This is a genomic window from Janthinobacterium sp. GW821-FHT03C08, assembly GCF_059420905.1.
This window is the reverse complement of the sequence record NZ_JBWKUP010000024.1, coordinates 33,652-59,904: the sequence shown is the minus strand read 5'-3', so window position 1 is coordinate 59,904 and position 26,253 is coordinate 33,652. Positions and strand designations below refer to the sequence as shown.

Here is a 26,253-nt window from a genome sequence, read left to right as displayed (position 1 = left end):
AGGGTGAGGGTTGCCAAATGCGCTACTATTTAAGTTCCCCAACTTCAACAACAGAGCAAAGGAACCCTCATGAAACTAGATACCAGCAGCGTCCAATTGCAGATCCCCTGCCCGAGCTGCGAGCAAAAAATCTCGGAGACGATCGGACGGCTGAAAGATGACCCAAATGTCACCTGCACCAGCTGCGGCACCGCCTTCACCGTCAACCCGACAGAGTTCGACAAAGGTGTTGAGGCCGCCGAGAAAATGCTGGCAGATTTCGGGCGAAGTCTTAAAAACAGCTTCAAGTGATGCCAGCGCCGCCTGGAGCGGCGCAGTGTCGGCGCCAAGCTTGATTTCGGCGCCACCATCTACTGCCGGTGCGCCTGCGGCGTTATCGGTGGTGGTCATGGGGCTTCCTTGGTGGGGGCACTCCGTGCAGCGCGAACCCTAGCCTGCTCCTCCACGTAGCTCCAATCCATCGCAATACGCTTTCGGCCGTCCTGCGCACCATTCCGCTCCAACCAACGATCATTGACACAAGCGTAATGGATGATTCCGAGAGACTCTCGATCAATCGCCACACACAACTCTGGACTGGCGGGTTCATTGCCGTAAGCAATCTGGCGCAAACGAGCATAAGTAGTCCCGCAGCGCGAGGCAAACGAGAGACGTGCAGAACGGGGAATATCCCTGAGGAAAGTATAGAAATTCATACCCATAGTTTAGGTATATCTAACCATTTACGTCAAGTTAAATCTACAGTATATTTAGGCTTTACTAAATGGGGGCTGTATGAACATCTACGCAATTCGGCGCGCGCGCCTTCGACTCTTGATCGATAACATTGCAGGAGGCAACATCTCAACCTTCGCCGGGCGATTTGACTACTCCAGATCACGGATGTCCCAATACCTTTCCGAGACATATAACGAAGGTCGGAGCATAGGGGAGCGTGCTGCACGATCCTTGGAAGAGGCAGCCGGCATGCCCTCAGGATGGATGGATCGCCCAATTACTGACGGCGAATCGGCGAGCACACTCAAGCCCGCCTCGCTGAGCGATGATTATCCGGCGCCGATGGAACCCACTTCGGGGAATCTGATACCTCGAAATCTCATAGTCAAGGCTACCCTGCTTGCTCAAGACGCAGGAGCAGTGAAAATCGTTGAAATGGCAAGTGCGGATAAAGCACGATTTTTGCAGTTTCATTCGCGCGATCCAGATGCATACGCACTACTCGTACGAGGAAATAAACTGCGCCCACGCGTGAAGAGTGGCGAGTTCCTCGTAGTGGAGCCAAACCAAAATGTAGTGCCGGGTGACGATGCCCTTATAACCCTGACCAATGGGGAGCACATGGTCGCCCAACTTCTTTATTTTTACCCTGGAGAGGAAGAAATTACGTTCGGCGATATAAACGAAAGCGCACCAACCACCCTCCTTGCCGCATCAGAAATCACCTCAATGCACCTGATTTCAGCAATTTCTCGCACCATGACTTTACAAGATGAATTTTAATTTAGGTTTTTCTTGACATGATGTTTAGTTAGTTTAGAATATCCTCATCGATTCCGATCTTTGAGGAAATTATGACTAGCATCGCTACCACCAGGAACACCGCAACAGCCACTACCGGCCGGGGCTCCGACCAAGTGGCGCTTCGCTTGCCCGTAGGCATGCGCAGCCAATTGAAAGCCCGTGCAGCAAAAAACCGCCACACGCTGAATGCCGAACTGGTGACGTTGGTGGAAGTCGGCATTGCAGCTGACGAAGTTGACGCAAACTCACCTTGCCCGGCCGGCTTCCCTGAGCGCCTGCGCGCAGCCCGAACCCGCAACAACCTCACTCTAGCCGCCTTGGCCGATAAAATCGGCATCAGCCCGCAAGCCATCCACAAGTGGGAAACGGGTGATTCGGTACCGAGCTACCGCCACTTGCATGCAGTCACCACCCTGCTGGGAATGGATGCGCCAGCCGCAGCACCTGCTGCGCCGGCCGCGCTCCACGAATTGCTGCTGGCCGAACTGATCATCAACACCCTGCAAAACGTGCTGACCGACGAGCAGCGCCTGCTGGTGGGCGCGCAACTAGGCGCAGCAGGACTGCAAGGCAGCACGTCTAGCCGCTCCGCCGAGCGCCGCGCGGCGATTATCGCTGCAGGTGCAGTATGAGCGCCCGTCAACCACACGAGCTGCTGCTGGCAGCATCCGCGCCGACGACCATGTCGACCAGGGAAATTGCGGGTCTGACTGGCAAGCAACACTTTCACGTCAAGCGTGATACCGAAAAAATGCTTTGCGAACTCGGTGAAGATGCATCCAAATTTGGATGCATCTATCTGGACGGCTCCAACCGCCAACAAACCGAGTACTTTCTCGACCGCGAATTGACAGACACCCTGCTGACCGGCTACAGCGCCGTGCTGCGCCGCAAGGTGATCGCGCGTTGGCACGAGCTGGAGCACGAAGTCGCAGCGCCATCGCTGCCGAACTTCGCCGACCCGGCCGCCGCCGCGCGCGCCTGGGCCGACGAGGTCGAGGCGAAGCGCGCCCTGGCCAGCAAAGCGGCACAGCTTGAGCACCAGGTCGCAGAGCAAGCGCCCGCCGTTGCTGGCTTCAATTTAATCTCGGACGCCAGCGGCTCGATGTGCTTCCGCGATGCGGCCGCCACACTCAATATGCCCCAGCACGCCCTGACTGACTACCTGGTCAGCAAAGGCTGGATCTACGAGCGAGCGGGTGCGGAAGGCTTCAAGGCGTATCGCGCCAGGCTGCAAGCACTTGACCTGCGATACAACACCTTCGGGTACGAGAGCAAAACCACTGGCGAACGGAAGGCGCGCCAACAAGTCCGCATCACGAACAAAGGCTTGACCAGGCTGGCGGAAATGATCGCGGCGGAAGCTGCGGAACGGAAGTTGTCCGCCGCAACTCCTCAGCACCAGCACCGATTGGGCCTTGATCCCTCATAGCCCCTCAGGCTGAAAAAGCCGCCCCACAAAAAGAAAAAGCCCAACCGGTGTTGACGCACCGGCCGGACTGTTGCGCCCTAATTTTTTGGAGAAAGACCATGGCGAATAATAACAATACCACAATCTTACAGATCGGCAAAGTTCAGCAGCCTGCCTCTGCTGTCTCAACCGTAATTTCTGGCCTGGTCGACGTTTTCTTGCTGGCCAGCTCTACGCCCGACCTTGATGACTATTGCGATATTCACGACAAGAATGGCAAGCAGCTGTGGTGTGGCGCCACGTTTGCCGATGTGCCGCGTGCAATCAAGCTGTTCCGCGACGAGAAGGATCCTCGCTGGATGGAAGAGCTGATCGTGGTGCCTTGGGACAAAACTCCAAAGCCAGACAAGCTCAAGGCAATCCGTAAGCCGTTGGGAGTAAGTGAGGGATTGCCAATCGCGCCTCGCGATGGCTTTACGCCAATGCTGACCTTCATGGGTGGCGATCTGCTGCTGGGCAATCCAGGCGAGTCCCTTTCGATCAGCTGCGGCGCATGGTCGGCCAGCATCACCATCGAACTCGCCCTGCTCCATATGGACGATTTTATTGATGGGCACCGGGCGCGCCTGGCGGAAACGATTGGGCACTACTTCGGCGTCAAGTTGGAGCGGCCGGCTCCTGCGGGAGGCGCAGCGTGACTGCTGCCCCATCCCGCGCCACCACCATCAAGCGCCTGGCCGGCCTGGCCGACGTCGTCGGCGCGCTGCTGGCCGCAATCGAAATTATGGAACCGGCATCCCAGCCGGAAGCACTGGAAACCTGCGCCACGCTGGCCAGCGACATCGCTGACAGCCTGGACAAACTGACGAGGATCAAGGAATGAAGAAGAAAAGAACCTGGGCGGTGGAAGAAGCTTTAACCGCGCGCGCAGCGGCCGGCCGGCCGATGGCGACGGCGATGAACATGGGTGGCACGGCGCAGCAGAACGCGGCGCTGGCCCTAGTAATGATGACGGCCGCAAGTTCTCCACTCGGTGCGCCAGTGGGTCGCGAGTACGCCGGCTGCATCAGCAAGCATCTTCTGGAGGCTGCAACTGCCGGCGGCTTCAGCAGCCGGGCGGAATTCGTACGCCTCATCGAAGCAAACGAAATGGTGCCGCACCTGGAACAGCTAGCCGCCGACGCAGTGCGCGCCATCGGCGGCGCGGCCGAATTCTTCGCGCTGCTGGAGCTGGCCACCACGCCGGGGGACCTGATGGGCGGTGCACAATGAGCGCCGCGCAGCTCGTGCAGTTGGTAGTGATCGGCGAGTTGGCCATGGACCACTGGCGCGCCCAAGAAGCGGTTACGCATGCCGAGGGCCGGTACCACCAGGCCATCCAGCAATATGAAGCGACCCACGGCACGCTCAACAAGCTTATCCAGAAAGACGACCCAGCGCACGCCGCCGTGCGCGCCTTCACGGCGCCGCAATACAAGCTGCTGCAGCAGGCCCGGCGCCGGGTCTATGCATTGAAAGTGCGCATGACCAAGGCCTGCACAAAGTTGGCCAGGATCTCGGCCAGCAGAACAACCGAAACTAAGTCGACCTGATCAAAATATTGAAATCAACTGAAAGTAAAAAATGACCGATATGAGCGAAGTGAAAAAATTCCTGCGGCTGCCGGCCGTGATCGAAGCCACGGGCCGCTCGCGCAGCACGATTTTACGAGGCGCAAAGGACGGTAGTTTTCCTGCCCCAGTTCATATCGGCCCGCGGGCGATCGCGTGGGATTCGACGGAAGTGGCCGCTTGGCAGCAAAAGTGCATCATCGCCAGCAAGGGGAAAAACTAAGGTTTCAAGACGTGCCGCGAGAGGGAATGTGAGGCAGTTGAACTGTAGGGGTAAATGTAGGGGTAAAAATCGCGGACAAGAAAAAGGCCAATCCGAAGATTGGCCTAAGTCCTTGATTCTATTGGTCGGGGCGAGAAGATTCGAACTTCCGACCCCATGCACCCCATGCATGTACGCTACCAGGCTGCGCTACGCCCCGACGAGGTGGGAATTATAGCAGACGCTTTTAGGTTTTTGCCATGCTTTACGCATGATTCATATCGAACTGCGCAAACTTTTTTGCATGCGCGTGGCAAGCGCCCTATTCGTTCAGCAATAAGGCCGTCAGGATGATGCGAAAACCGGCGATCAGGGGTTCGACCTTGACGTCCGGATTGTGAATGAAGCGCACCGGCAATCCCTGGTACAGGGCCACCAGGGCGTTCAGGCGCCCTTGCAGCATTTCCTCGTCGGCCGGCAAGCCCCGCTTGATGCGCGCATCGCGTATGATCGAGAGAAATAATTGACGCGAACGCTGGTCCGAGCATTGCAGCATTTCGGCGATCGCCGGATTGCGCGACGCTTCGGCAAAAATTTCCAGCGGCATCATCCACGTTTTCGGGTCCAGCGCTTCGAGCACATGCTCGCCCGCATTGTCGATCACGGCCTGCAACGGATCTTCGCGCTGCGCCAGGTCCTGCATCAGGTTCGACACCCGCTCCGTATTCTGCATGACGAAAGCGGCGATGATCGCATCCTTGCTGTCGAAATAATTATAGATGTGGCCCGCACTCATGCCGGCCGCCTTCGAGATCTCGGCCATGCTGGCGCCGTGGAAGCCGCGGCGGCTGAAGCAGCTCTCCGCCGCATCGAGCACCTGCTTGCGCCGCGTATTGGCGCGCTCGGGATCCGGATGCTTCTTTTCAACTTGGTTCATGACTTTTCCAGTAGCGCGCCGGCCCTGCCCTCGCGGGCAAGGCCGGCGTCGGCGTCCCCGTGATTATTGGGCGCCGCCAGCCGCCGCGACGGCTGTCTGCTCAGGCTGCCAACCGCCGCCCAGCACCTTGTACAAGGTCACCAGGTTGGTCGATTTGGCCAGGCGCGCCGTGATCAGGCTTTGCTGCGCCGTGTACAGCGCGCGCTGGGCCACCAGGGCGTTCAGGTAGGACTCGGCGCCCTGCTTGTAGCGCGCGTCGTGGATGGTGTAGCTTTTCGTCGACGCCTCGACCAGCGATTCCTGCGACTGCAGGCGCTCGTCGATGGTGCCGCGCTGGGCCAGCGCATCGGACACTTCGCGGAAGGCGACCTGGATCGCCTTTTCGTATTGCGCCACGGAGATTTCACGCTGCACCTTGGCGATATCGAGGTTGGCGCGGTTCACGCCGCCATCGAAGATCGGCAAGCTGATCTGCGGAATGAAGCTCCACGTACCGCTGCCGCCCTTGAACAGGCCCGACAGGTTGTCGCTGACCGAACCCGCCGTCGCCGTCAGCGAAATGCGCGGGAAGAAGGCCGCGCGCGCCGCGCCGATGTTGGCATTCGCGGCGCGCAGGGTGCGCTCCGCCGCCAGCACGTCGGGACGGCGCTGCAGCACGTCCGACGGCAGGCCGGCCGGAATCTCGGCCAGCGCCGTGACGGCGCCGAACTCGCCTTGCGGCAGCAGCTCGGCCGGCACAGGACTGCCCACCAGCAGGACCAACGCGTTTTGATCCAGCGCAACCTGGCTCGTGTAGACGGCCACGTCGGAACGGGCCGATTCGACACTGGTCTGGGCATCGTACTTGTCCAGGCCGGATGTGGCGCCGGCACTGAAGCGGCGCACGGCCAGGTCATACGACGACTGCTGGCTCTTCAGGGTGTCCTGCGCCACGCGCAGGCGCTGCTGGTCGGCTACCAGGTTCAGATAAGTGCTGGCCACTTCGGCCACCAGGCTGATCTGCTGCGCGCGGCGTGCTTCTTCCGTGCCCAGGTATTGTTCCAGCGCACTGTCGGACAGGCTGCGCACGCGGCCGAAGAAGTCCAGCTCGTAAGCCGACACACCCAGGTTCGCCGTGTACTGGCGGTTGATGTATTCCTGGCCCGTGGTGCTGGTGTTCTTCGGAATGCGCGTGGCCGATTGGCCGCCCGACGCCGACAGGGTCGGGATCAGGGCGGCGCGTTCGATGCCGTAGGTGGCGCGCGCCTTCTCGATGTTGAGGATCGAGACGCGCAGGTCGCGGTTGTTGGCCAGCGCCAGTTCCAGTACCTGGCGCAGGCGCGCGTCGGCAAAGAACTCGCGCCAGGCGATGTCCGACACCGGCTTGGCGTCGGTGGCGGCCGTGTCGGCCTTGTAGGACGGGCCCGTCGGCCACGCCGTGGGCGCCGGCGCTGCCGGACGCTCGTACGTGGGAGCCAGGCTGCAACCGGCCAGCAAGGCCAGTGCCGCCATGGAGAATAGCGATTTTTTCATATTAATGTGCATCCTTGGAAAGCGTGACGGCTGGCGAGCCAGGCGTCGCCGGCGTGGCAGGCGCGTCCGGCTTCGAGAAGAAGCCGCGCACCAGCACGAAGAACACCGGCACGAAGAAGATACCGAGGAACGTGGCCGTCAGCATGCCGCCCAGCACGCCGATACCGATGGCGTTCTGGCTGCCGGAACCGGCGCCGCTGGAAATAGCCAGTGGCAGCACGCCCAGGCCGAAGGCGATCGAGGTCATCAGGATCGGACGCAGGCGCAGGCGCACCGCGTGCAAGGTCGCGTCCAGCAGCGACATGCCCGATTCCTGCATTTCCTTGGCAAACTCGACGATCAGAATCGCGTTCTTCGCCGACAGGCCCACCACCGTGAGCAAGCCCACCTGGAAGTATACGTCGTTCGACAGGCCAAACAGCCACGTGCCCAGCACGGCACCAATCACGCCCAACGGCACGACCAGCAGCACGGAGAATGGAATCGACCAGCTTTCATATAGCGCGGCCAGGCACAGGAAGACGATCAGCAGGGACAGCGCGTACAGCTGCGGCGTCTGCGAACCGGATTCGCGCTCTTCCAGCGACACGCCGGTCCAGCTGAAGCCGATGCCAGGCGGCAGCTTGGCGACCATTTCTTCCATCGCGTTCATGGCGGCACCCGTGCTCTGGCCCGGCGCCGGCGTGCCGAGGATCTCGACCGACGGCAAGCCGTTGTAGCGTTCCAGGCGTGGCGAAGCGTAAATCCACTTGCCCGTGGCAAAGGCCGAGAACGGCACCATCTGGCCAGCCGTGTTGCGCACGAACCACTTGTTCAAGTCTTCCGGCAGCATGCGCGAACTGGCATCGCCCTGGATGAACACTTTCTTCACGCGGCCGCGGTCGAGGAAGTCGTTGACATAGGAACTACCCCAGCCGACGCTCAGCACGCGGTTGATTTCCGCAATCTGCAAGCCCAGCGCGGTGGCTTTCTGCTGGTCGATGTCGATCTTGTACTGCGGCGTATCTTCCTGGCCGTTCGGGCGCACGCCCACCATCACCGGGTTTTGCGACGCCATGCCCAGCAACTGGTTACGCGCCGCCATCAGGGCGTCGTGGCCGACACCGCCGATATCCTGCAGCTGCATGTCGAAACCGGTGGCGTTACCCAGTTCCAGCACGGCAGGCGGTGCAAAGGTAAACACCATCGCATCCTTGATCTGCAGCAACTTGCCCATGGCGCGACCGGCCACGGCCGGCGCTTTCTGCGCCACGTCCTTGCGCAGCGCCCAGTCCTTCAGGCGCACGAAGGCGATACCCGTGTTTTGGCCGTTACCGCCGAAGCTGAAACCGGCGACGGCAAACACGGACGCGACGTTGTCTTTTTCGCTGTTCATGAAGTGGTCTTCGACCTGTTCGATCACCTTCAGGGTGCGCTCTTGCGTGGCGCCCGTCGGCAATTGAATCTGCGTAAACAGGATACCCTGGTCTTCTTCCGGCAGGAAGGAGGTCGGCAGGCGCATGAAGATGAACACCAGGCCGGCGAGCAGCAGCAGGTACAGCAGCATCGAGCGGAAGCGGTGCGTGATCATGGCGCCGACCCAGCCCTGGTACTTGTTGCTGCTGCTGTCGAAGCTGCGGTTGAACCAGCCGAAGAAACCCTTGTTGGTGGCGTGATGGCCCTTCTCTACCGGTTTGAGCAACGTGGCGCACAAGGCCGGCGTAAACACCAGCGCGACGATAACGGACAGCACCATCGAGGAGACGATGGTAATCGAGAACTGGCGGTAAATCACGCCCGTCGAGCCGCCGAAGAAGGCCATTGGCACGAACACGGCCGACAGCACCATGGCGATACCCACCAGCGCGCCCGTGATCTGCGTCATGGACTTGCGCGTCGCTTCCAGCGGCGACAAACCCTCTTCGCTCATCACGCGCTCGACGTTTTCCACCACCACGATGGCATCATCGACCAGCAGGCCGATGGCCAGCACCATGGCGAACATGGTGAGCGTATTGATCGAATAGCCGAACGCATTCAGGATGCCGAAGGTACCGAGCAGCACGACCGGCACGGCCATGGTCGGGATCAGGGTGGCACGGAAGTTTTGCAGGAACAGGTACATCACCAGGAACACCAGGATGACCGCTTCGACCAGGGTCTTGACCACTTCTTCGATGGACAGTTTCACGAACGGGGTTGTGTCGAACGCCACCTGGTAGCTCATGCCTTCAGGGAATTGCTTGCTCAGGTTGCTGAGCATGGCTTTCGCCGCGTTGGCCGTATCGAGCGCGTTGGCGCCCGTCGCCAGCTTGATCGCCACGCCCGTTGCCGCATGGCCGTTGTAGCGGGCCACGGTGTTGTAGTTCTCGCGGCCCAGTTCCATGCTGGCCACGTCCTTCAGGTACACCATGGCACCGTTGGTCGTGGTTTTCAGCAGGATGGCGCCGAACTGCTCCGCCGTTTGCAATCGGCTTTGCGCCGATACGGTGGCGTTCAGCTGCTGGCCCTTGAGGGACGGCGTGCCGCCCAGTTCGCCGGCCGACACTTCCGCATTCTGCGCCTGCACGGCCGTGATCACGTCCGCCGGCGTCAGGTTAAAACTTTGCAGCTTGGCCGGGTCGAGCCAGATGCGCATGGCGTATTGCGAACCGAACAGGGTCACGTCGCCCACGCCGGCCACGCGGCTGAGCGGATCGACGACGTTGGCGGCCACATAGTCGCTCAAGTCGGTCTGGTCCATCTTGCCGTTTTCGGAAATGAAGCCGAACACCATCAGGAAGTTCTTCGTCGCTTTCGACACGACCAGGCCCTGCTGCGTGACAGCCGTCGGCAGCAGTGGCGTGGCCAGCTGCAGCTTGTTCTGTACTTGCACTTGAGCAATATCAGGATTGGTGCCGCTGGTAAACGTCAAGGTGATGCTGATGCCACCGGTGGCATCGCTCGACGAGGCCATGTAGCGCAAGCCATCGATACCCTTCATCTTTTGTTCGATGACCTGGGTGACGGCATCTTCCACGGTCTTGGCGGAGGCGCCAGGGTAGGAGCCGCTGATGGAAATCGACGGCGGGGCAATGCTCGGGTACTGCGCAATCGGCAGGCTGAGGATCGAAATCACGCCGGCAAGCATGATGACGATCGCGACCACCCAGGCAAAAATCGGGCGGTCAATGAAAAAACGGGCCATTAATATTCTCCTGGATTAGTGGGCGCTGGCAGCCGATGCTGCGGCAGAGGCGGCAGCGGCAGGCGCGTCAGCCGCCTTGGCCGGCACGGCAACGGCAGGGGCGCCTGGCTTGACTTTTTGCAAGCCTTCCACGATCACGCGGTCGCCTGCGGCCAGGCCGGACGTCACCAGCCAGTCATTGCCGATGGTGCCGCTGGTGGTCAGGATGCGTTGCTCGACCTTGTTTTCCTTGTTCAGGATCAAGGCGGTTGCCTGACCCTTCTGGTTGCGCGTCACGCCCACTTGCGGCACGGTAATGGCTTTTTCATCCACGCCCGTTTCCAGCTGCGCGCGCACGTACATGCCTGGCAGCAATTCGCCTTTCGGGTTCGGGAACAGCGCGCGCAAGACCACGTTACCGGTGGTCGGATCGACCGTCACGCCGGCGAACTGCAGCTTGCCCGGCACGCCGTACTTGCTGCCGTCCGGCAGGATCAGGTCGACCTTGGCCTGGCCTTCGCCGGCTTTTTTCAAGGTGCCGTCGGCCATCTGGCGCTTCAGGCGCAGCAGGTCGGTGCTCGACTGGGTCACGTCGACATAGATCGGATCGAGTTGCTGCACGGTGGTCAGGGCATCAGCCTGGCCCGCCGTGACCAGCGCGCCGGCCGTCACGGTCGAGCGGCTGGTGCGGCCGCTGATCGGCGCCGTCACGGTGCTGTACTTCAGGTTGATATTCGCCGTTTCCAGCGCGGCGGTGGCGGACTCGACGTCTGCCTTGGCTTGCTCGAAGGCAGCGACGGCGTCATCGTATTCCTGGCGGCTCACGCCTTCGATGGCCACCAGTTCCTTGTAGCGCGACGCTTTCGGGCCGGCCGTCAGCAGGTTGGCCTTGGCTTTCGACAGGGCTGCCTTGGCGGAATTATAAGCAGCCTGGTAGGTGGCCGGGTCGATCTGATACAGGGCCGTGCCCGCTTTCACATCGCTACCTTCGACGAACAAACGTTTCTGGATCAAGCCGCCCACTTGTGGACGCACGTCGGCGACCTGGTAGGCATTCGTACGGCCGGGTAATTCGGCACTCATCGGCAACGCGGCCGGATTAACAGTAAACACGACCACCTGCGGCGCTTGCTGCGCGTGAGGTGCTTCCTGTTTTTTACTGCAGCCGGCCATGATTACAGTGGCGCACAGAACGGCAATAGCGCCGCTCGTACGCGGCGACGTCAAGGAAAAAGTTGGTTGCATCTTGGACTTTCTGAAAAAGAAGCTGGCTAGTGTCGTTAGAAATGACTAAATTTATTAACGCAGATCAAAGAATGAACGATCATTCTAAAATCGTCAAGCATCGTTACAATTGAAACATAGTAACTTTCAGGCGAATTATATTATTAATGATGCAATAAAATGACGACAACAACAGCGTGGGGCGCACCGGCAGGATCACTTGGCAGCCGGGCAGATGACAATAAAACGGCAATGCGGGAAAGTTGGGATGAGCAAATACTTTAGCAGGGTCAAGATTTCTTTGCTGAAGCAACCGACACGTGCGCAACACCGGCAGGCCAGCGCACGCCACGCCACCATGAATATTTACCAATGGTATCGAAAAGACATGGCGCTGGCGGTGCGCTAATATGCAGATCCACACCTTGCCATGACAGGGGCACAACGATGATGGCACCGGCGCAGCAGACAACCGTGGCAGGGGCTGGCATGGTCGTGCCGCCCCTGCTGTCGACGGGCGTGCCCGGCCTCGATACGGTGCTGGCCGGCGGCCTGCTGGCCGAGCGCCTGTACCTGCTCGAAGGCGAACCGGGCACGGGCAAGACCACCCTGGCGCTGCAGTTTCTCGCCGAAGGCGCGCGCGCGGGCGAAAAGGTGCTCTACATCGCCCTGGCCGAATCGGACATCGAGCTGCGCGCCGCCGCCCTGTCGCACGGCTGGGACCTGGCCGGCGTGGCCGTCGAAGAAGTGGCGCCCAGCGACGACATCCTCGATCCCGAGCGCCAGTACACCATCTTCCATCCGTCGGAAATCGAGCTGGCGTCGACCAACCAGCGCATCCTGGCCGCCATCGAAAAACACCACCCCGCCCGCCTCGTGCTCGATTCGCTGTCCGAGCTGCAACTGCTGGCGGAAAACCCCCTGCGCTACCGGCGCCAGGTCATTGCATTAAAGCAATATCTAGCCCACCGGCATTGCACCACCATCCTGATCGATGACCGCTCCGCCCTCGACGACGGCTTGCAAGTGCGTAGCGTGGCCCATTGCGTCATCTCGCTGGAACTGCAAAACCAGGCCTACGGCAACGACCGGCGCCGCGTGCGCGTGGTGAAATACCGGGGCGTGCCGTTTCGCAGCGGCACGCATGACTACAAGATCGCCGAGGGCGGCCTGGTCGTGTATCCCCGCCTGGTGGCGGCCGACACGCGCCGCGACGGCGACCACCAGCGCCTGTCGAGCGGCATCGCCGAACTCGACGCCATGATAGGCGGCGGCCTGGAGGAAGGCATGAGCACCCTCATTTCCGGCCCGGCCGGCAGCGGCAAGTCGACCCTGGCGGCGCAGTTCGTGCATGCGGCAACAAAGCGCGGCGAGCCATGCGCCATGTTCCTGTTCGAGGAAGCGCGCAGCAAGCTGCTGCACCGGGCCGACGACCTGGGCATGCGCCTGAAGGAGACGCTCGACACGGGCTTGCTGAGCGTGCAGCAGGTCGATCCGGCCGAGCTGACGCCCGGCGAATTCGCCCAGGCCGTCGTCGACGCGGCCGAACGGGGCGCCCGCGTCATCGCCATCGATAGCCTGAACGGCTACATGCATGCCGTGCCCGACGAGCGCTTCCAGAGCACCTACCTGCATGAATTGCTCAATTACCTGAGCCAGCGCGGCGTGGCCACCCTGCTCGTCGGGGTGCAGCAGAACATGCTGGGCACTGCCATGACCACCTCGGCCGACGCCAGCTACCTGGCCGACAACGTCATCATGCTGCGCTATTACGAAACGGAAGGCGAGGTGCGGCAAGCCATTTCCGTCTTCAAGAAGCGCGGCAGCCCCCATGAACGCAGCATCCGCCGCTTCGAAATCGGCCCGCAGGGCATCCGCATCGGCCCGTCCCTGGCCGGCTTCCACGGCATCCTGACGGGCATGCCCACCGTTGGCGGCACGCCATTCCCCTAGGGCTGGCCATGGAACAGCGCATCCTGATCTACGCGCCGGCCGGCCAGGACGCCGCCCTCGCCGTCCAGGTGCTGGCCAGCGGCGCCATCGCCAGCCATGCCTGCCGCTCGCCCGGCGAACTGGCCGAGCAGTTGGCGCTGGGCGCCGGCGGCGTGCTGACGGTGGACGAGGCCCTGCATGCGGGCGCCTACCAGGTGCTCGACGATTATGGCCGCCAGCAGCCGGAATGGTCCGACCTGCCCATCATCCTGCTCACCCATGCGGGACTCGATTCCCTGCCCCTGCGGCAAGCCATCGCCACCCTCGGCAACCTGACCCTGCTGGAACGCCCCGTGCACGTGCTGACCCTGATCACCTCGGCGCATGCCATGCTGCGCGCGCGCCAGCGCCAGTACCAGGTGCGCGAGACGCAGCGGCGCAAGGACGAATTCCTCGCCAGCCTGGGCCATGAGCTGCGCAATCCCCTGGCCCCCATCAAGACGTCCGTGGCCCTGCTCAGCCACCTGTATCCCGAATCCGAGCAGGTCAGCAAGGTCAAAGGCGTGATCGAGCGCCAGGTCACGCACCTGACGCGGCTCGTCGATGACTTGCTCGACGTGGCGCGCATCACCAGCGGCAAGGTGCAGCTGCAACGCCAGGATATTGCACTACAACAAGTCCTGGCCCATGTTATCGAGCTGTGCCAGCCGGCCGCCAGCAGCCGCCACATCACCATCGCGCTGGACTTGCCGCCGCAGACCATCGTGCTGCACGCGGACTACGCACGCGTGGTGCAGATCTTTGCGAATATCGTCTCGAACGCCGTGAAATTCACGTCGAATGGCGGCCACGTCCGCATTGCGGCACAGCTGGCAGGAGGCCAGCTGCAGGTGGCCATCGAAGACAACGGCATCGGCATCGACCCCGAAGCCATTCCCCGCATCTTTTCCATGTTCGAGCAGGGCCGCACGCAGGCGGGACAGATGGCCAGCGGCCTCGGTATCGGGCTGAGCCTGGCGCGCCAGTTCGCCGAAATGCATGGCGGCAGCATCGAAGCGCACAGCGAAGGGCCCGGACGGGGCAGCCGCTTCGTCGTCCGACTGGCGGCCAGGGTGGACGAAGGAGCGGCCGCCGTGCCGGCGCCGGCGGCGCCCGCCAGCGCGGGGCGGGCCGTGCAGGTGCTGGTCGTGGATGACAACCGCGACGCGGCCGATTCGCTGCAAACGCTGTTCCAGCTGGAAGGCTATGCCGTGCGGGTCGCCTATGACGGCGCGCAGGCGCTGGCGGCCATCGATGCCGCGTGGCCGCAGCTGATCGTCATGGACCTGGGCATGCCGGGCATGGACGGCTATGAAACGGCGCGCCAGATCCGCCGCCTGGCGCAGGGCCGCGACGTGCTGATGATTGCGCTGACGGGCTGGGGCCAGGGCGATGCGCGCCAGCGCACGGCGCAGGCCGGTTTCGACCACCACCTGACGAAGCCCGTCGACTTCGCCGCCATCCCCGCCCTGCTGGGGCAGCACCTGGCGCGGCGGGCGGGCGCGGCGACGGGCGCGGCATGACGCTTATTTCCACTTGCCCCGCAGCTCTTGCACCTTTTGCTGCAGCAACTCCGGCGTGGCAGCCTCGGGCGGCACGGGCATGCCGACGGCCAGCGACAGGCGCGAGCGCAAGCCCGCCTTGAAGGCGCGCTCGAACAAATGGCCATTGCGGTGGCTCAGCAGGTGTCCCCACAGGCCGCGCAGCGCCAGCGGAATCACGGGCACCTTGCTGCGCGCGACGATCTTGGCGATGCCGCCCTTGAATTCGCTGATCTGGCCCGTGCGCGTCAACTTGCCCTCGGGGAAGATACACACCAGCTCGCCTTCGTGCAGGGCTTGCGCAATGTCAATGAACGCTTTTTCCATGAGGAATGGATCTTCCTTGGCGGGCGCGATGGGAATCGCCTTGGCCGTGCGGAAAATCCAGCCCATCAGCGGCATCTTGAAGATGCGGTGGTCCATGACGAAGCGGATGGGACGGGGGCTGGCCGCCATGATGACGATGGCGTCCACGTAGCTCACGTGGTTGCACACCAGCACGGCCGCGCCTTCCGCGGGAATGCGCTCGCCATCGACCACCTTCACGCGGTGCACCGTCTGGATGAGTATCCACGCAAGGAAGCGCATGAGGAATTCCGGCACCAGCGAAAAGATATAGGCAGCCACCAGCGCATTCAGGATGGCCGTGACGAGGAACAGCTGGGGAATCGTAAACCCCTGGCCCAGCAGCACGATGGCCACGCCGGCCGCCGCCACCATGAACAGGGCATTCAAAATGTTCATGCCGGCGATCGTGCGCGAAATATGTTTCGGGTCGCAGCGCGTCTGGATCAGGGCGAACAGGGGCACGATGAAGAAGCCGCCGAACACGCCGATCATGACGATGTCGAGCAAGATGCGCGGCACGCCCGCCTGGCTGACGAACGCCAGCGCGTCGACCACCTGCGTGTTTGCATACGCATTGCTGGCGAAATACAGGTCGATGCCGAACAGGGACAGGCCGATGGAACCGAATGGCACCAGGCCGATCTCGATCTTGTGGCCGGACAGGCGCTCGCACAGCAAGGAACCCGTGCCGATGCCGACGGAAAACACGGTCAGCAGCAGCACGAAGACGCTGTGGTCGCCATGCAGGAAATCCTTCGAGTACACGGGGAACTGGGCCAGGATCAGGGCGCCGTAGAACCAGAACCAGGAGTTGCCCAGCATGGCCAGGAAGACGGGACGGTTCTTGCGCGAGAAATTCAGGTTGCGCAGCGATTCGGCGACAAAGTTCAGGCTCACCTTCAAGTCCGGCTCGGGCGCGGGCGTGCGCGGCACGCGGTAGCTGGCGATCAGGCCGAACACGGCCACGGCAATCGTCGCGCCCGCCACCAGTTCCACGCCCAGCGGCTTGTGCACGATCAGGACGGCGCCGAGGATTTCACCCAATAAGATGCCGACAAAGGTGCCCATCTCGATCAGGCCATTGCCGCCCACCAATTCCTCGGGTTTGAGCTGCTGCGGCAGATAGGCATACTTGACGGGGCCGAACAGGGTCGAATGCACGCCCATGCCCACCACGGCGGCCACCAGCAGCCACAGCGTATGCGTCATCCAGCCGGCGGCGGCCACGGCCATGATGGCCAGTTCCATCCATTTGACGAAGCGGGCCAGGCCCGCCTTTTCGAATTTATCCGCCAGTTGGCCCGCCGTGGCCGAAAACACGACGTAGGGCAGGATGAACAGGCCGGGAATCAGGTTGGTGATGGTGGACGGGTCGAGCGTGGTCCAGCTCAGCGCATCGTAGGCGAGGATCACCATCAGCGCCGTCTTGAACAGATTGTCGTTGAAAGCGCCAAAGAACTGGGTCCAGAAGAACGGCCCGAAACGGCGCTGCGACAATAAGGAAAACTGGCTGCTTTGACTCATGGCATGGGGACGGGCAATTAAGGAATTGATAAAATACAGCACTATCCTGCGCACGACAATCTTAATGTCTCGCCCTTACTCCCCGTCAATACGGACGGCAGCGCGGCGCGCCATGCTGGCCCCACCCCTTGACGCCTGTCCTGGCACAACAAAAATCGCCTGTTTCTTGATAATAAGGTAATGTGCGCATACCCTGGGTACCGTCGCCCAGCCTCACAGGAAAGCTGTCCCATGACTGGATTGTTATCGCTGATCATATTTGGCTTGCTGATCACCGCCTTCGTGCAAGTGCTGCAGTACCGCAGGAAAGTGGCGGACCTGGAGGTGCTGGCGGCCCGCCTGCGCAAGGAAGTCGACAGCGTGCAGCTGCGCCTGCTGGCGCTGGAAAGCCAGTCCGCCAGCGTGGCGGACATGCCGCCCGCCGCCGCGCCGCCGCCCGTCCAACTGCCGGCGCCTGTGCCGCAAGCGGCGCCGGCGACGCAGGCCCGGCAGGACGACGTGGCCGACGCGCCCCTTGCCGCCCCTGCGACGTCCCCCGTGGCATCCGACAAGCCCGTGACTGCCCCGGCAGCTACGATGGCAGCCACGGCAGCGCCCGCCGCGCCGCAGCCTGCGACAGCCCCCGCTGCGCCGCAGCCCCCGTCGTGGATCGCGCGCCCGGACGGCCTCCTTGCCAAGGCAAAGAACTGGTTGTTCACGGGCAACCTGGTGGCCAAGCTGGGCCTGCTGATCCTCTTCCTCGGCGTCAGTTTCCTGCTCAAGTACGTCTCGGCGCAGGTGACGCTGCCCATCGAACTGCGCCTGGCCGGCATCGCGCTGCTGGACGTCGCCCTGCTGGCCTGGGCCTGGCGCATCCGCGGCAATCGCCCCGGCATCAGCCTGCCGCTGCAGGGCACGGCGCTGGCGATCCTGATGCTCGTCACGTTCGGCGCCTTCCGTCTGTATGAACTGATCCCGCCCGGCCTGGCCTTCGGCCTGCTGTTCGTCCTGACGACATTTACCTGCCTGCTGGCCGTACTGCAGAACGCCGTCTGGCTGGCCGTCTTCGGCATCGTCGGCGGCTTTGCCGTGCCCCTGCTCGTGTCGACGGGCAACGGCAACCATATCGGCCTGTTCAGCTATTACGCGCTGCTCAATGCGGGCGTCTTCGCCATCGCCCTGAAACGCGCCTGGCGCGTGCTGAATGTGCTGAGCTTTGGCTTCACCTTCGTCGTCGCCACCACCTGGGGCCTGCTGCGCTACACCCCGGACCACTACCTGTCGACGCAACTGTTTTTGATCCTGTTCGTGCTGTTCTATATCGGCATCGCGATCGCCTACTGCGCGCGCCAGGCGCCGCGCCTGACACACTATGTGGATGGCACGCTCGTGTTCGGCACGCCGCTGGCGGCCATGGGCCTGCAATACAGCCTGGTCTGGAATTTTAAATTTGGTCTGGCGTTTTCCGCCCTGGCTGCCGGTTTGACCTACACAGGCCTGGCCGTGGCCCTGTGGCGCCGCGCAGGCTTCAAGCTGCTGGCCGAAGCCTTCCTGGCACTGGGCATCGTCTTCGGCACCCTGGCCATCCCGTTCGCCCTCGACGGCCGCTGGACGTCCGCCGCCTGGGCGCTGGAAGGCGCGGGCATCGTCTGGGTCGGCTTGCGCCAGCGCCAGACCCTGGCCTGGGCCTTCGGCCTGCTGGTGCAGGCGGCCGCCTGGCTTGCCTTCCTGTTCGCCCTGCGGGAAATCGATGCGGCAACGGCCCTGCACGCCAACATCTGGCTCGGCTGCGCGCTGCTGGCCGCCGCCGCGCTGGTGATGGCCTTCAATTTCCGCCGTCACGTCAGCCATCGGCATCCGGAACTGATGGCCTGGCTGTCCATGCTGTTCCTGACGGCTGCCACGGCCTGGCTGCTGGGCGGCGTCTGGAATGAAATCCTGCTGCGCGCGCAGGCGGCCACCTTGCTGAACCTGCTGACCGTCAGCGCCCTGGGCGTGGCGGCCTTGCTGGCGTGGCTGGCGCGGCGCGAAGACTGGCATGCGCCGCGCGCGCTGCTGCTGGCCGTGCAAGTGCTGGCGGGCCTGGTGCTGCTGAGCCGCAGCAGCTGGGACTGGGATGCGCATCCGGCCAGCCTGCTGGAGGGCTCCTTCCTCAGCGCCCTGCTGCTGGGCGCCGCCGCCTTCGCCAGCGCCTGGTTCACCGCGCAGCGCGCGCGCGGCGACGATGCCTTGATCGCCCTCGTGGCGCGCCCCCTGCTGCAATGGAGCGGCGTGCTGTGGTTTGCCGCCGTCCTCGTGCCGCTCACCAGCTGGCTGCTGCGCCTGGTCGACGGCGAGGCGAGCATGCAGCCGCACGCGGGCGAGCGCTGGCTCGCGCTGTACCTGCTTGCCGTGTGCGTCACGACACCGGCGTTCACCATCGTGGCGCGGCGCCTGGATTGGCCGCAGCTGCGCTGGTTCGGCGTCGCCGCCTGGCTCGGCCTGGGCCTGTGGAGCGCCAACCTGCTGCAAGCCTTGTACCTGCGCGATTACCTGCCGACGGGCCTGTCCTGGCTGGCCCTGGCCGGCGCGCTGGCGGCCGGCGAATACCTGCTGCGGGCCTGGCCGCAGGCCGGCTGGCACCTCGACGTGCGTGCGCAGCGCCTGCTGCATACGCTGCGCACGGCCGCGCCCTGGCTGATGCTGTGGCCCGTGGGCACCATGCACGTCGGCGCCTGGCTGGCGGACAACGCAGGCGGCGCCAGCCCTGCCTGGGCCCGCTACTTGCCGGCCTGGGCCATGATGCTGGCGCTGGCCTGGCTGATCCGCCGCTGCCGCGCGGGCGGCTGGCCCGTGGCTCCCATCGCCGCGTGGTACCAGCGCACCCTGATACCGCTCGCTGCGCTATGGTCGCTGCTCTTGATTGCCGCATGGAATATCGTCGACGATGGCGCCATGGCCCCCCTGCCCTACCTGCCGCTACTCAATCCGCTGGACCTGAGCACGGGCTTTGCCGTCCTGCTGGCCATCGCCAGCTACCGTTTATTGCCTGCGGGCCAGGTGCCGCTGCCCGCCCCGTGGCAAGCGCGCTTACCTGTCGTGGCCGCCTGCTTCCTGTACGGCTGGTTCAACCTGATGCTGCTGCGCACGGTCTCGCACTATCTGGGCGTGCCATACCAGTTCGAGGACTTGTTCGCATCGCAATTCGTGCAAGCCATGCTGTCGCTCGTGTGGAGCGTCACCGCCCTGCTGCTGATGCGCCATGCGGCCCGCCACCAGCGGCGCCAGCAGTGGGGCCTGGGCGCCGTGCTGCTGGGCCTCGTCGTGCTGAAACTGTTCGCCATCGACCTGTCGAACGTGGGCGGCATCGAGCGCATCGTCTCCTTCGTGGGCGTGGGCTTGCTGATGGTCTTGATCGGCTACCTGGCGCCCTTCCCCAAGGCCGAAGCGGAAGCGCCAGCCGAACCGAACCAGGGAACCGCATGAAAGCCGCCCTTCTTTTCTGCACCGCGCTGATGGCGGGCGCCGCGCTGGCCACGACAGCCCGCCAGCTACCGGACCGGCCGCAGGATTATGGCTGGAGCATGCCCGTGCAGGTGCCCGCCGGCGCGGGCATCGTCCAGCTACCGCTGCCCAGGGAAGTCTACCTGCACGCCCGCTCGGCCAGCCTGGCCGACGTGCGGCTGTTCGACGCCGACGGCAAGCGCCTGGCCTACGCCATCGGCGTGCCACCCGCGCCATCGGCCACGCGGCGCAGCAGCATTCCTGCCCGCATTTTCCCCGTGACGGGCACGCCGGCAACTGGCGATGGCTTGCAAGGCATCGACATCCGCACGGCGGACGATGGCCGCCTGCTGTCGGTCAGCACGCACGCCGGCACGACAGCGGCCACGGCCACGCTGCAGGCCCTGATCCTCGACCTGGGCAGGCAGGCCGAAGGCAGCCGCATCGCCGCCTTGCGCTTCACGCCACCGGCCCACGCGGACAATTACAGCGCGCAAGTGCTGCTGGAAGTGAGCGATGACCTGAAGCAATGGGATGCCATCGGCACCACCACCCTGAATTGGCTCAGCAACAGCGACACGCAGACCCTGGCCAACGACGGTATCGCCTTCGCACCGCGCGCCTTCCGCTATGCGCGCCTGAGCTGGCAGGCGGGGGAGCCGCTGGCCTTTGCGGCAATCACGGCACAAGGCGTCAGCGAAACGGAAGTGGCCGCGCCGCGCGCCGCCATCGTGCTGCAGGGATCGCCCGGCAAGCAGGAGCATGAATGGCGCTATGCCACACCCATCGCCATTCCCGCCGACAGCATCGCGCTGCAATTTACGCAAAGCAACGTCGTCCTGCCCGTAACTCTGGGCGTGTATCGCCAGAACAGCGAGCCTCCCCGGCACCGGCTACACCTGCGCCAGCCGGCGCGGCCCGCCCAGGGCGCGTATTTCGATCCACTACTGAGCACGACGTTTTACCGCATCGGCCTCGATGGCAAGGAAAGGATGTCGGGCGAGCTGGCCATGCCCGTGACGCAGACGGCACTCTGGGTGATGCAGACATCGCCCGAGCACCCGCTCTCCGCCGCCAATGCGCCCGCCTTGCGCCTGGGCTGGACGCCGGCCACCGTCGTGTTGCTGGCCAGCGGCAAGCCGCCCTATCGCCTGGCCTTCGGCAGGAACGATGCGACAGCCGTGGCGCAGCCGCTGTCGCAGGTCGCGCCCGGCTTCCAGGCAGAAGAATTGCGCGCGCTCAAGACGGCCAGCGCTGGCCCGCTGCAAACCAATGCAGGTGCGGCACCGGCCCCCGCCGCCAGCGATGGCGCGCCATGGCGGCTGGCCGCCCTGTGGGCCGCGCTGCTGCTGGGCGTGGCCATACTGGGCTTTTTTGTCTGGCGCCTGCTCAAACAACCACAAGAACAACAGCATCAGGAGGACTAGATGGTGACGACGCTGGAATAAGCGAAGAGGAACTGAGGCAGAGTGGCGGCGTTGACGTTACCCCGCTACGCACAGGCTAAAGTAACGTCACCAGAACTGGGATGAGCGCTACCTATGGCCGCTGCGCCTTTAGTTATTGAACAAACCCGTTTTATGCGTCACGTCAGATTCACTCATCGAATAACGCTTGACGATGTTTGTCTGGTCGTACATCACAACCAGTTCTTTTTTCTTGCCGCTGGCGCTGGCACCGAACAGATTCACGATAGGGATATAGCTGACCGCATCGGCAGAAACATTGGAGAAGTCGTAATTCCAGATTTCCAGGCCACCATCCGTAAAACTGGTTTTCGTTGGCGAGCCAAACATCGTCCGGATTTCGCCCTTTGTTGTCTTACCTTCGACAATCTTTTGGGAAATACTCGACTCTGATTCCTTGCGCAGCGATTCGCTACCCACGCTGGCACAACCCGTTGTTAACACAGCCAATACAAACAAACCAACAGCAGGGGAAAAATTTTTCACAAAAGGTTCCTGTTTCCATTATTTTTTATAACTACCTGAACAGGTAGTATCCTAAAAACAAATCTTACTTTTAAAAATGTTGTTTTTTGGAATAATAACATGTGGTTTTACCAATTCAAGTCTTTCACGGGAGAAATATTTATTTGCCAAATGTGTTTATCTTTTGCCACAGAATGATTACTTTTTTCTTTCTTTTCAGGTATGTATGCCGCATGTTATACATGCCGCGAATATAATCCCCTGCGCAGCCCGCAACCATAACCATCTTGACCGTGGGCATTAAAATCATCATTGTGGTCGCAGCAAGGCCTTGAACGTCTGCGGCATCCAGGGACGGGCCGCCAGCAGGAAGCTGATGGCCAAGCGCTCATCGCCAGGCAGGCGCGCGTCTTCCTGGTGCTGCTGCGAGAATTCCATGGCCACCTGCTGCAGCCGCTCCAGCAAGGCCGCCGTGGATTTTTTCGACAGCATCACGTTCACCAGGCGCAGCAATTCCGTCTCGCCGTCGAATTGCGAATTCAGGTAGTCGCCATAGGCCACCTCTTTGAAATAGCTATGAATCGGGCCGTTCGGTATCCACGCAAACGTGCGCGCTACCAGCAGTTTGACCCGGTTATTCGGCAGCAGTTCCAGAAAACCGATCTTGTCGAGGCGTAGCAGGTATTTCACGGCTTGCGCCTCGCTGATGTCATAGGTGGCGACGATCTGTTCCAGCGGCAGCAGGTTCAGGGCCGAGACGGCCACGACGAACAGCCGCGTATCCTCGATGATTTCCTTCTCTTGCGCATACGTCAGTCCCGTGATCAGCGTCGGCCTGGCCTGCGCCGCCTGCACGGCCAGCGCCAGCTGCTGGAAGTCGCTGCCGACGGCCACCAGGATCTGGTCCAGCCGCTGCAGGGTAAATTGCTTCTGCGAAAACATCCGCTTGACGCTGGCTTCGGACACGCCGATGCGCTGGGCCAGTTCGGCATACGTGACGGCGCGCGCTTTCAGCAAGCGTTTCAAGGCCTCGATGAGGGCGTGGGTTTGCGGCATGCACTTCCTTTGTAAAAATATTATCGTCTCGGCAGCTAAAAAAGTAGCGTAAAACGCTACCCTCGGTATGCCTTGTCGCTACGAGTAGCGTTTTCATTGACCAATGGGCCCCAGTCTACAATGATGACGTGGCCAATTGGCACACTTGAAGGAGAAACACATGAAACGCCTGCTGCCCCTCTGCCTGTCCCTGTCGCTGTTGTTCGCTAGTGCCGCGCCCGGCCTGGCGCACGCTGCCGCGTCCGAGAACCTGTCGAAAGGCTCGCAAAACCTCAGCGACGGCTCCGCTGTCGTCGTCGGCGGTTCGCTGTCGATGCTGGTCGCCTCCGGCCAGGTCGTCGTTGCCAGCGTGGAAACGGTGGGCGAAGGCATCGTCATCGTGTTGAAAGGCGCGTCCGAAGCGGGCGGCGCCTCCGTCCAGATGAGCACGCAAGCGGCCAAGGGCCTGTCGCTGGCCGCCGGCACCGTGGTCAACGTGGTGGCGCTGTCCACCGGCCACATGCTGGTCATGTCGGGCAAGGCCATCGCCTTCATTCCGAACGAACTGGGCAAGGCGCTGCTGCACCATTCCAAAGTGTAAATCATCAATGAAAAACAGGCATGCCATGAAACAGTTATTCGCCACCGCCCTGCTGTGCGCCGCCACCCTGGCGCCGCTGGCCCAGGCCGCCAATTCGGACACCACCAACGCCTCCGACCATGCCAGCATGGCGTCGGCCATCGTGCTCGTCGGCTCCATGTCGCTGCTGGCCGCCGCCGGTGAAGTCGTCGTCGACACGGTGGAAGACGTGGCGGACGGCAGCGTACTCGTGCTCAAAAGCGCCGCCAAAGGCGCCTCGTCCGCCGCCACGGCTTCCGTCAAGCTGAGCCGGAAGGCCACGCAGGGCCTGGCGCTGGCGGCCGGCACGGTGCTCGACGTGGTCGCCGTCTCCACGGGCCATGTGCTGGTGCTGTCGGGCAAGACTATTGCCTACCTGCCCAATGCGGCCGGCCAGGCCATCCTCCACCATTCGAAAGCGTGAAGCCCATGAAACGCCTGACTGTCATCGTCCTCTGCCTGGCCCTGGCGGGCGCCGCCCATGCGGGGCGCTCGTGCGAAGAGAAACCGACGGATGCCGCCACCCTCGTCAAATCGATGGACCTGGCGCAAAAGACCCTGCAGGCGCTCGACAAGTCGGGCGCGCAGGTGGCCCTGGTGGCGCGCGCCGGGCAGGACCTGTCGAAATACCAGGTGCGCTACTCGCACATGGCGCTGGCCTGGCGCGACCATCCGAAGGGCCGCTGGCTGGTGGTACATGAGCTCAACGAATGCGGCACGGCGCAATCGTCGCTGTACAACGAAGGACTCGGCAATTTCTTCATGGATGATGTGTTCATGTATGAAACGCTGATCCTGATTCCCGGCCAGGATACGCAGCAGCAACTGGTGCGCCTGCTGGCAAGCAACACGCCCAAGCGCCTGCACGACGCCAGCTACAATATGCTGGCCTACCCGTTTTCCACCAGGTACCAGAACTCGAACCAGTGGGTGCTGGAAACCCTGGCCGCCGCCAGCAACGAGCCGGGCAAGATCGAAACGCGCGCCGAAGCGCAAAACTGGCTGCGCAGCGTCGACTTCATTCCGCAGACGCTGAACATCCCCGCCGCGACGCGCCTGGGCGCGCGCATGTTCCGCGCCAACATCGCCTTCGACGACCAGCCGTTCGACCGCCGCATGGCGGGCAAGATCGACGCCGTCACGGTGGACGCCGTGGCCCGCTTCGTGCGCCAGCGCGAACCGCAGGTGCAGGAAATCGTGGTGCGGGGAAACTAACTGCGCTGCAACAGGCGAAACAGCGGCCCGATCAGCAATACCAGCACCACCATGCGCGCCACGTGGAAAGCCGTGACGATGGGCACGCCCAGATGCAGGGTCTTGGCCGTCAGCGACATTTCCGCGATGCCGCCCGGCGACGTGGCGAGGATGGCCGTGCCGGGATGGATGTCCAGCCAGTGCGCCAGGCCCAGGCCGAAGGCGGCGGCCATCAGCAGCATCAGGATGCTGCACAAGGCCACGCCGGCCAGGTAGCGGGGTGCCGCATGCAGGAAGGCCGGGCTGAAGCGCGTGCCCAGCGCCATGCCGATGAACAGCTGGCCCGCGCGTATCATCCACTCGGGCAAGCGCGACAGATGGATGCCAAACGCCGTCAGCAGCAGGGCCGCCAGCAGCGGTCCGATGACCCAGGCGTTGGGGAGGCGGGCCCGTTTGAATGCGAGGGCGCTCAATACGGTGACGAGCACCAGCAGCGCCAGCCCGCCCGGATCGACGAACGCGGCGCCGGGCACGAAGCTTTCATGCCCTTCTTGCAGGCCATGGCTGCCCCAGTAGCGCACGCCGAACGGGATGGTCGCCACCACCAGCATCATGCGCAGGCTGTGCGCGGCGGCCACCTTGCCCACGTCGGCGCCATGGCGCTCGCTCTGCACCGCCATCTCGGACGCGCCGCCGACAGCCATGGCAAAGAAGGCGGTGGCCTGGTCGACACCCGACAGGCGCCGCAGCAGCAGTGCACCAACGCCGCCCAGCGCCAGCGCGAACAGCACGGCGCCGGCGATCCATGGCGTATAGGCCGTGAGCACGGCCAGCACGGGCGCCGTGAAATACAGGCCCAGCGCCGTGCCGATGGCCCACTGGCCCGCTTCGCGCACGCGCACGGGGCAGGCCAGTTCGCGCCCTGCCAGGCGCAGTGCGGCCGTGGCAAACAGGGGGCCGATCATCCACGGCAGCGGCGTGTGCAGCCACAGGCAGATGGCGGCGCCCGCCAGGCCGGCGGCCAGCGCCGCGCCGAAGGCGCGCCAGCGCGGCCACCAGCACACCG

25 protein-coding genes and 1 tRNA gene are annotated in these 26,253 nt (G+C 63.0%); 16 read left to right on the top strand and 10 right to left on the bottom strand.

Annotated features, from left to right (window positions below):
- Positions 1-75 precede the first annotated feature (75 nt).
- Positions 76-390, bottom strand: a complete 315-nt coding sequence (locus AC07VL_RS26030; protein WP_494808411.1) for a hypothetical protein — start codon at positions 388-390, stop codon at positions 76-78.
- A gap of 384 nt (positions 391-774) precedes the next feature.
- On the opposite strand from AC07VL_RS26030, the gene AC07VL_RS26025 reads away from it, so the two are divergent.
- The 8 genes from AC07VL_RS26025 (at position 775) to AC07VL_RS25990 (ending at position 4,765) form a co-directional block, all read left to right on the top strand.
- Positions 775-1,500, top strand: coding sequence for a S24 family peptidase (locus AC07VL_RS26025; protein WP_494808410.1), 726 nt, complete (start codon positions 775-777; stop codon positions 1,498-1,500).
- A 71-nt stretch (positions 1,501-1,571) separates the two neighbouring features.
- The gene (locus tag AC07VL_RS26020) at positions 1,572-2,153 is read left to right on the top strand and encodes a helix-turn-helix domain-containing protein (protein WP_494808409.1); all 582 of its coding nucleotides are present in this window, start codon (positions 1,572-1,574) and stop codon (positions 2,151-2,153) included.
- A complete protein-coding gene (locus AC07VL_RS26015) occupies positions 2,150-2,953 on the top strand; it encodes a phage antirepressor KilAC domain-containing protein (protein WP_494808408.1) in 804 nt (267 codons plus the stop codon). The genes AC07VL_RS26020 and AC07VL_RS26015 overlap by 4 nt, the downstream gene beginning before the upstream one ends.
- A 98-nt stretch (positions 2,954-3,051) precedes the next feature.
- Entirely contained in the window at positions 3,052-3,630 is a 579-nt protein-coding gene (locus tag AC07VL_RS26010) for a hypothetical protein (RefSeq protein ID WP_494808407.1), read from the top strand.
- Complete coding sequence (locus AC07VL_RS26005; RefSeq protein WP_494808406.1) at positions 3,627-3,815, top strand: hypothetical protein; 189 nt, start codon at positions 3,627-3,629, stop codon at positions 3,813-3,815. Before AC07VL_RS26010 ends, AC07VL_RS26005 begins: the two co-directional genes overlap by 4 nt.
- Entirely contained in the window at positions 3,812-4,204 is a 393-nt protein-coding gene (locus AC07VL_RS26000) for a hypothetical protein (protein WP_494808405.1), read from the top strand. Before AC07VL_RS26005 ends, AC07VL_RS26000 begins: the two co-directional genes overlap by 4 nt.
- Positions 4,201-4,524, top strand: a complete 324-nt coding sequence (locus tag AC07VL_RS25995) for a hypothetical protein (RefSeq protein WP_494808404.1) — start codon at positions 4,201-4,203, stop codon at positions 4,522-4,524. Before AC07VL_RS26000 ends, AC07VL_RS25995 begins: the two co-directional genes overlap by 4 nt.
- Before the next feature lie 31 nt (positions 4,525-4,555).
- Positions 4,556-4,765, top strand: coding sequence for a helix-turn-helix transcriptional regulator (locus AC07VL_RS25990; protein WP_494808403.1), 210 nt, complete (start codon positions 4,556-4,558; stop codon positions 4,763-4,765).
- 122 nt (positions 4,766-4,887) lie between these two features.
- Here AC07VL_RS25990 and AC07VL_RS25985 read toward each other — a convergent pair.
- From AC07VL_RS25985 to AC07VL_RS25965, 5 genes are all read right to left on the bottom strand, one after another.
- Positions 4,888-4,964 (bottom strand) — tRNA-Pro (locus AC07VL_RS25985).
- A gap of 102 nt (positions 4,965-5,066) precedes the next feature.
- Positions 5,067-5,681: a TetR/AcrR family transcriptional regulator gene (locus tag AC07VL_RS25980; protein WP_152256861.1), complete on the bottom strand. Its 615-nt coding sequence runs from the start codon at positions 5,679-5,681 to the stop codon at positions 5,067-5,069.
- Between the two features lie 63 nt (positions 5,682-5,744).
- Positions 5,745-7,193, bottom strand: a complete 1,449-nt coding sequence (gene adeC, locus AC07VL_RS25975) for an AdeC/AdeK/OprM family multidrug efflux complex outer membrane factor (RefSeq protein ID WP_494808402.1) — start codon at positions 7,191-7,193, stop codon at positions 5,745-5,747.
- 1 nt (position 7,194) lies between these two features.
- Positions 7,195-10,359 (bottom strand): efflux RND transporter permease subunit, encoded by a 3,165-nt coding sequence (locus AC07VL_RS25970; protein WP_494808401.1) that lies wholly within the window; start codon positions 10,357-10,359, stop codon positions 7,195-7,197.
- Between the two features lie 15 nt (positions 10,360-10,374).
- Entirely contained in the window at positions 10,375-11,583 is a 1,209-nt protein-coding gene (locus tag AC07VL_RS25965) for an efflux RND transporter periplasmic adaptor subunit (protein ID WP_494808400.1), read from the bottom strand.
- 247 nt (positions 11,584-11,830) lie between these two features.
- On the opposite strand from AC07VL_RS25965, the gene AC07VL_RS25960 reads away from it, so the two are divergent.
- From AC07VL_RS25960 to AC07VL_RS25950, 3 genes are all read left to right on the top strand, one after another.
- Entirely contained in the window at positions 11,831-11,971 is a 141-nt protein-coding gene (locus AC07VL_RS25960; RefSeq protein ID WP_494808399.1) for a hypothetical protein, read from the top strand.
- A gap of 80 nt (positions 11,972-12,051) precedes the next feature.
- Positions 12,052-13,515 carry an ATPase domain-containing protein gene (locus AC07VL_RS25955; protein WP_494808428.1) on the top strand — a complete coding sequence of 488 codons (1,464 nt, stop codon included), beginning with the start codon at positions 12,052-12,054 and terminating at the stop codon, positions 13,513-13,515.
- A gap of 8 nt (positions 13,516-13,523) precedes the next feature.
- A complete protein-coding gene (locus tag AC07VL_RS25950; RefSeq protein WP_494808398.1) occupies positions 13,524-15,056 on the top strand; it encodes a hybrid sensor histidine kinase/response regulator in 1,533 nt (510 codons plus the stop codon).
- A gap of 3 nt (positions 15,057-15,059) precedes the next feature.
- Here AC07VL_RS25950 and AC07VL_RS25945 read toward each other — a convergent pair whose 3' ends face one another.
- Positions 15,060-16,946, bottom strand: coding sequence for an MFS transporter (locus AC07VL_RS25945; RefSeq protein WP_494808397.1), 1,887 nt, complete (start codon positions 16,944-16,946; stop codon positions 15,060-15,062).
- Between the two features lie 231 nt (positions 16,947-17,177).
- Here AC07VL_RS25945 and AC07VL_RS25940 point away from each other — a divergent pair, with 231 nt between their 5' ends.
- Entirely contained in the window at positions 17,178-20,390 is a 3,213-nt protein-coding gene (locus tag AC07VL_RS25940) for a DUF2339 domain-containing protein (RefSeq protein WP_494808396.1), read from the top strand.
- Complete coding sequence (locus tag AC07VL_RS25935; RefSeq protein WP_494808395.1) at positions 20,387-21,835, top strand: DUF3999 family protein; 1,449 nt, start codon at positions 20,387-20,389, stop codon at positions 21,833-21,835. Before AC07VL_RS25940 ends, AC07VL_RS25935 begins: the two co-directional genes overlap by 4 nt.
- Positions 21,836-21,964: 129 nt before the next feature.
- On the opposite strand, the gene AC07VL_RS25930 is transcribed toward AC07VL_RS25935, so the two are convergent.
- Together AC07VL_RS25930 and AC07VL_RS25925 are read right to left on the bottom strand one after the other, a co-directional pair.
- Positions 21,965-22,360 (bottom strand): hypothetical protein, encoded by a 396-nt coding sequence (locus tag AC07VL_RS25930; RefSeq protein ID WP_494808394.1) that lies wholly within the window; start codon positions 22,358-22,360, stop codon positions 21,965-21,967.
- Between the two features lie 288 nt (positions 22,361-22,648).
- A complete protein-coding gene (locus AC07VL_RS25925; protein WP_494808393.1) occupies positions 22,649-23,395 on the bottom strand; it encodes a helix-turn-helix domain-containing protein in 747 nt (248 codons plus the stop codon).
- Positions 23,396-23,555: 160 nt separating this feature from the next.
- Between AC07VL_RS25925 and AC07VL_RS25920 the strand changes: the two genes are divergently transcribed.
- Genes AC07VL_RS25920 through AC07VL_RS25910 form a run of 3 tightly spaced genes read left to right on the top strand, consistent with a single transcriptional unit; the run spans position 23,556 to position 25,208 of the window.
- Positions 23,556-23,975, top strand: a complete 420-nt coding sequence (locus AC07VL_RS25920) for a hypothetical protein (protein ID WP_494808392.1) — start codon at positions 23,556-23,558, stop codon at positions 23,973-23,975.
- A gap of 25 nt (positions 23,976-24,000) precedes the next feature.
- Positions 24,001-24,417, top strand: a complete 417-nt coding sequence (locus AC07VL_RS25915; RefSeq protein WP_494808391.1) for a hypothetical protein — start codon at positions 24,001-24,003, stop codon at positions 24,415-24,417.
- 5 nt (positions 24,418-24,422) lie between these two features.
- The gene (locus tag AC07VL_RS25910; protein WP_494808390.1) at positions 24,423-25,208 is read left to right on the top strand and encodes a DUF2145 domain-containing protein; all 786 of its coding nucleotides are present in this window, start codon (positions 24,423-24,425) and stop codon (positions 25,206-25,208) included.
- Here the strand turns inward: AC07VL_RS25910 and AC07VL_RS25905 are convergent.
- The gene (locus AC07VL_RS25905; protein WP_494808389.1) at positions 25,205-26,251 is read right to left on the bottom strand and encodes an AbrB family transcriptional regulator; all 1,047 of its coding nucleotides are present in this window, start codon (positions 26,249-26,251) and stop codon (positions 25,205-25,207) included. The two genes, AC07VL_RS25910 and AC07VL_RS25905, sit on opposite strands and share 4 nt — an antisense overlap.
- Between the last annotated feature and the right edge of the window lie 2 nt (positions 26,252-26,253).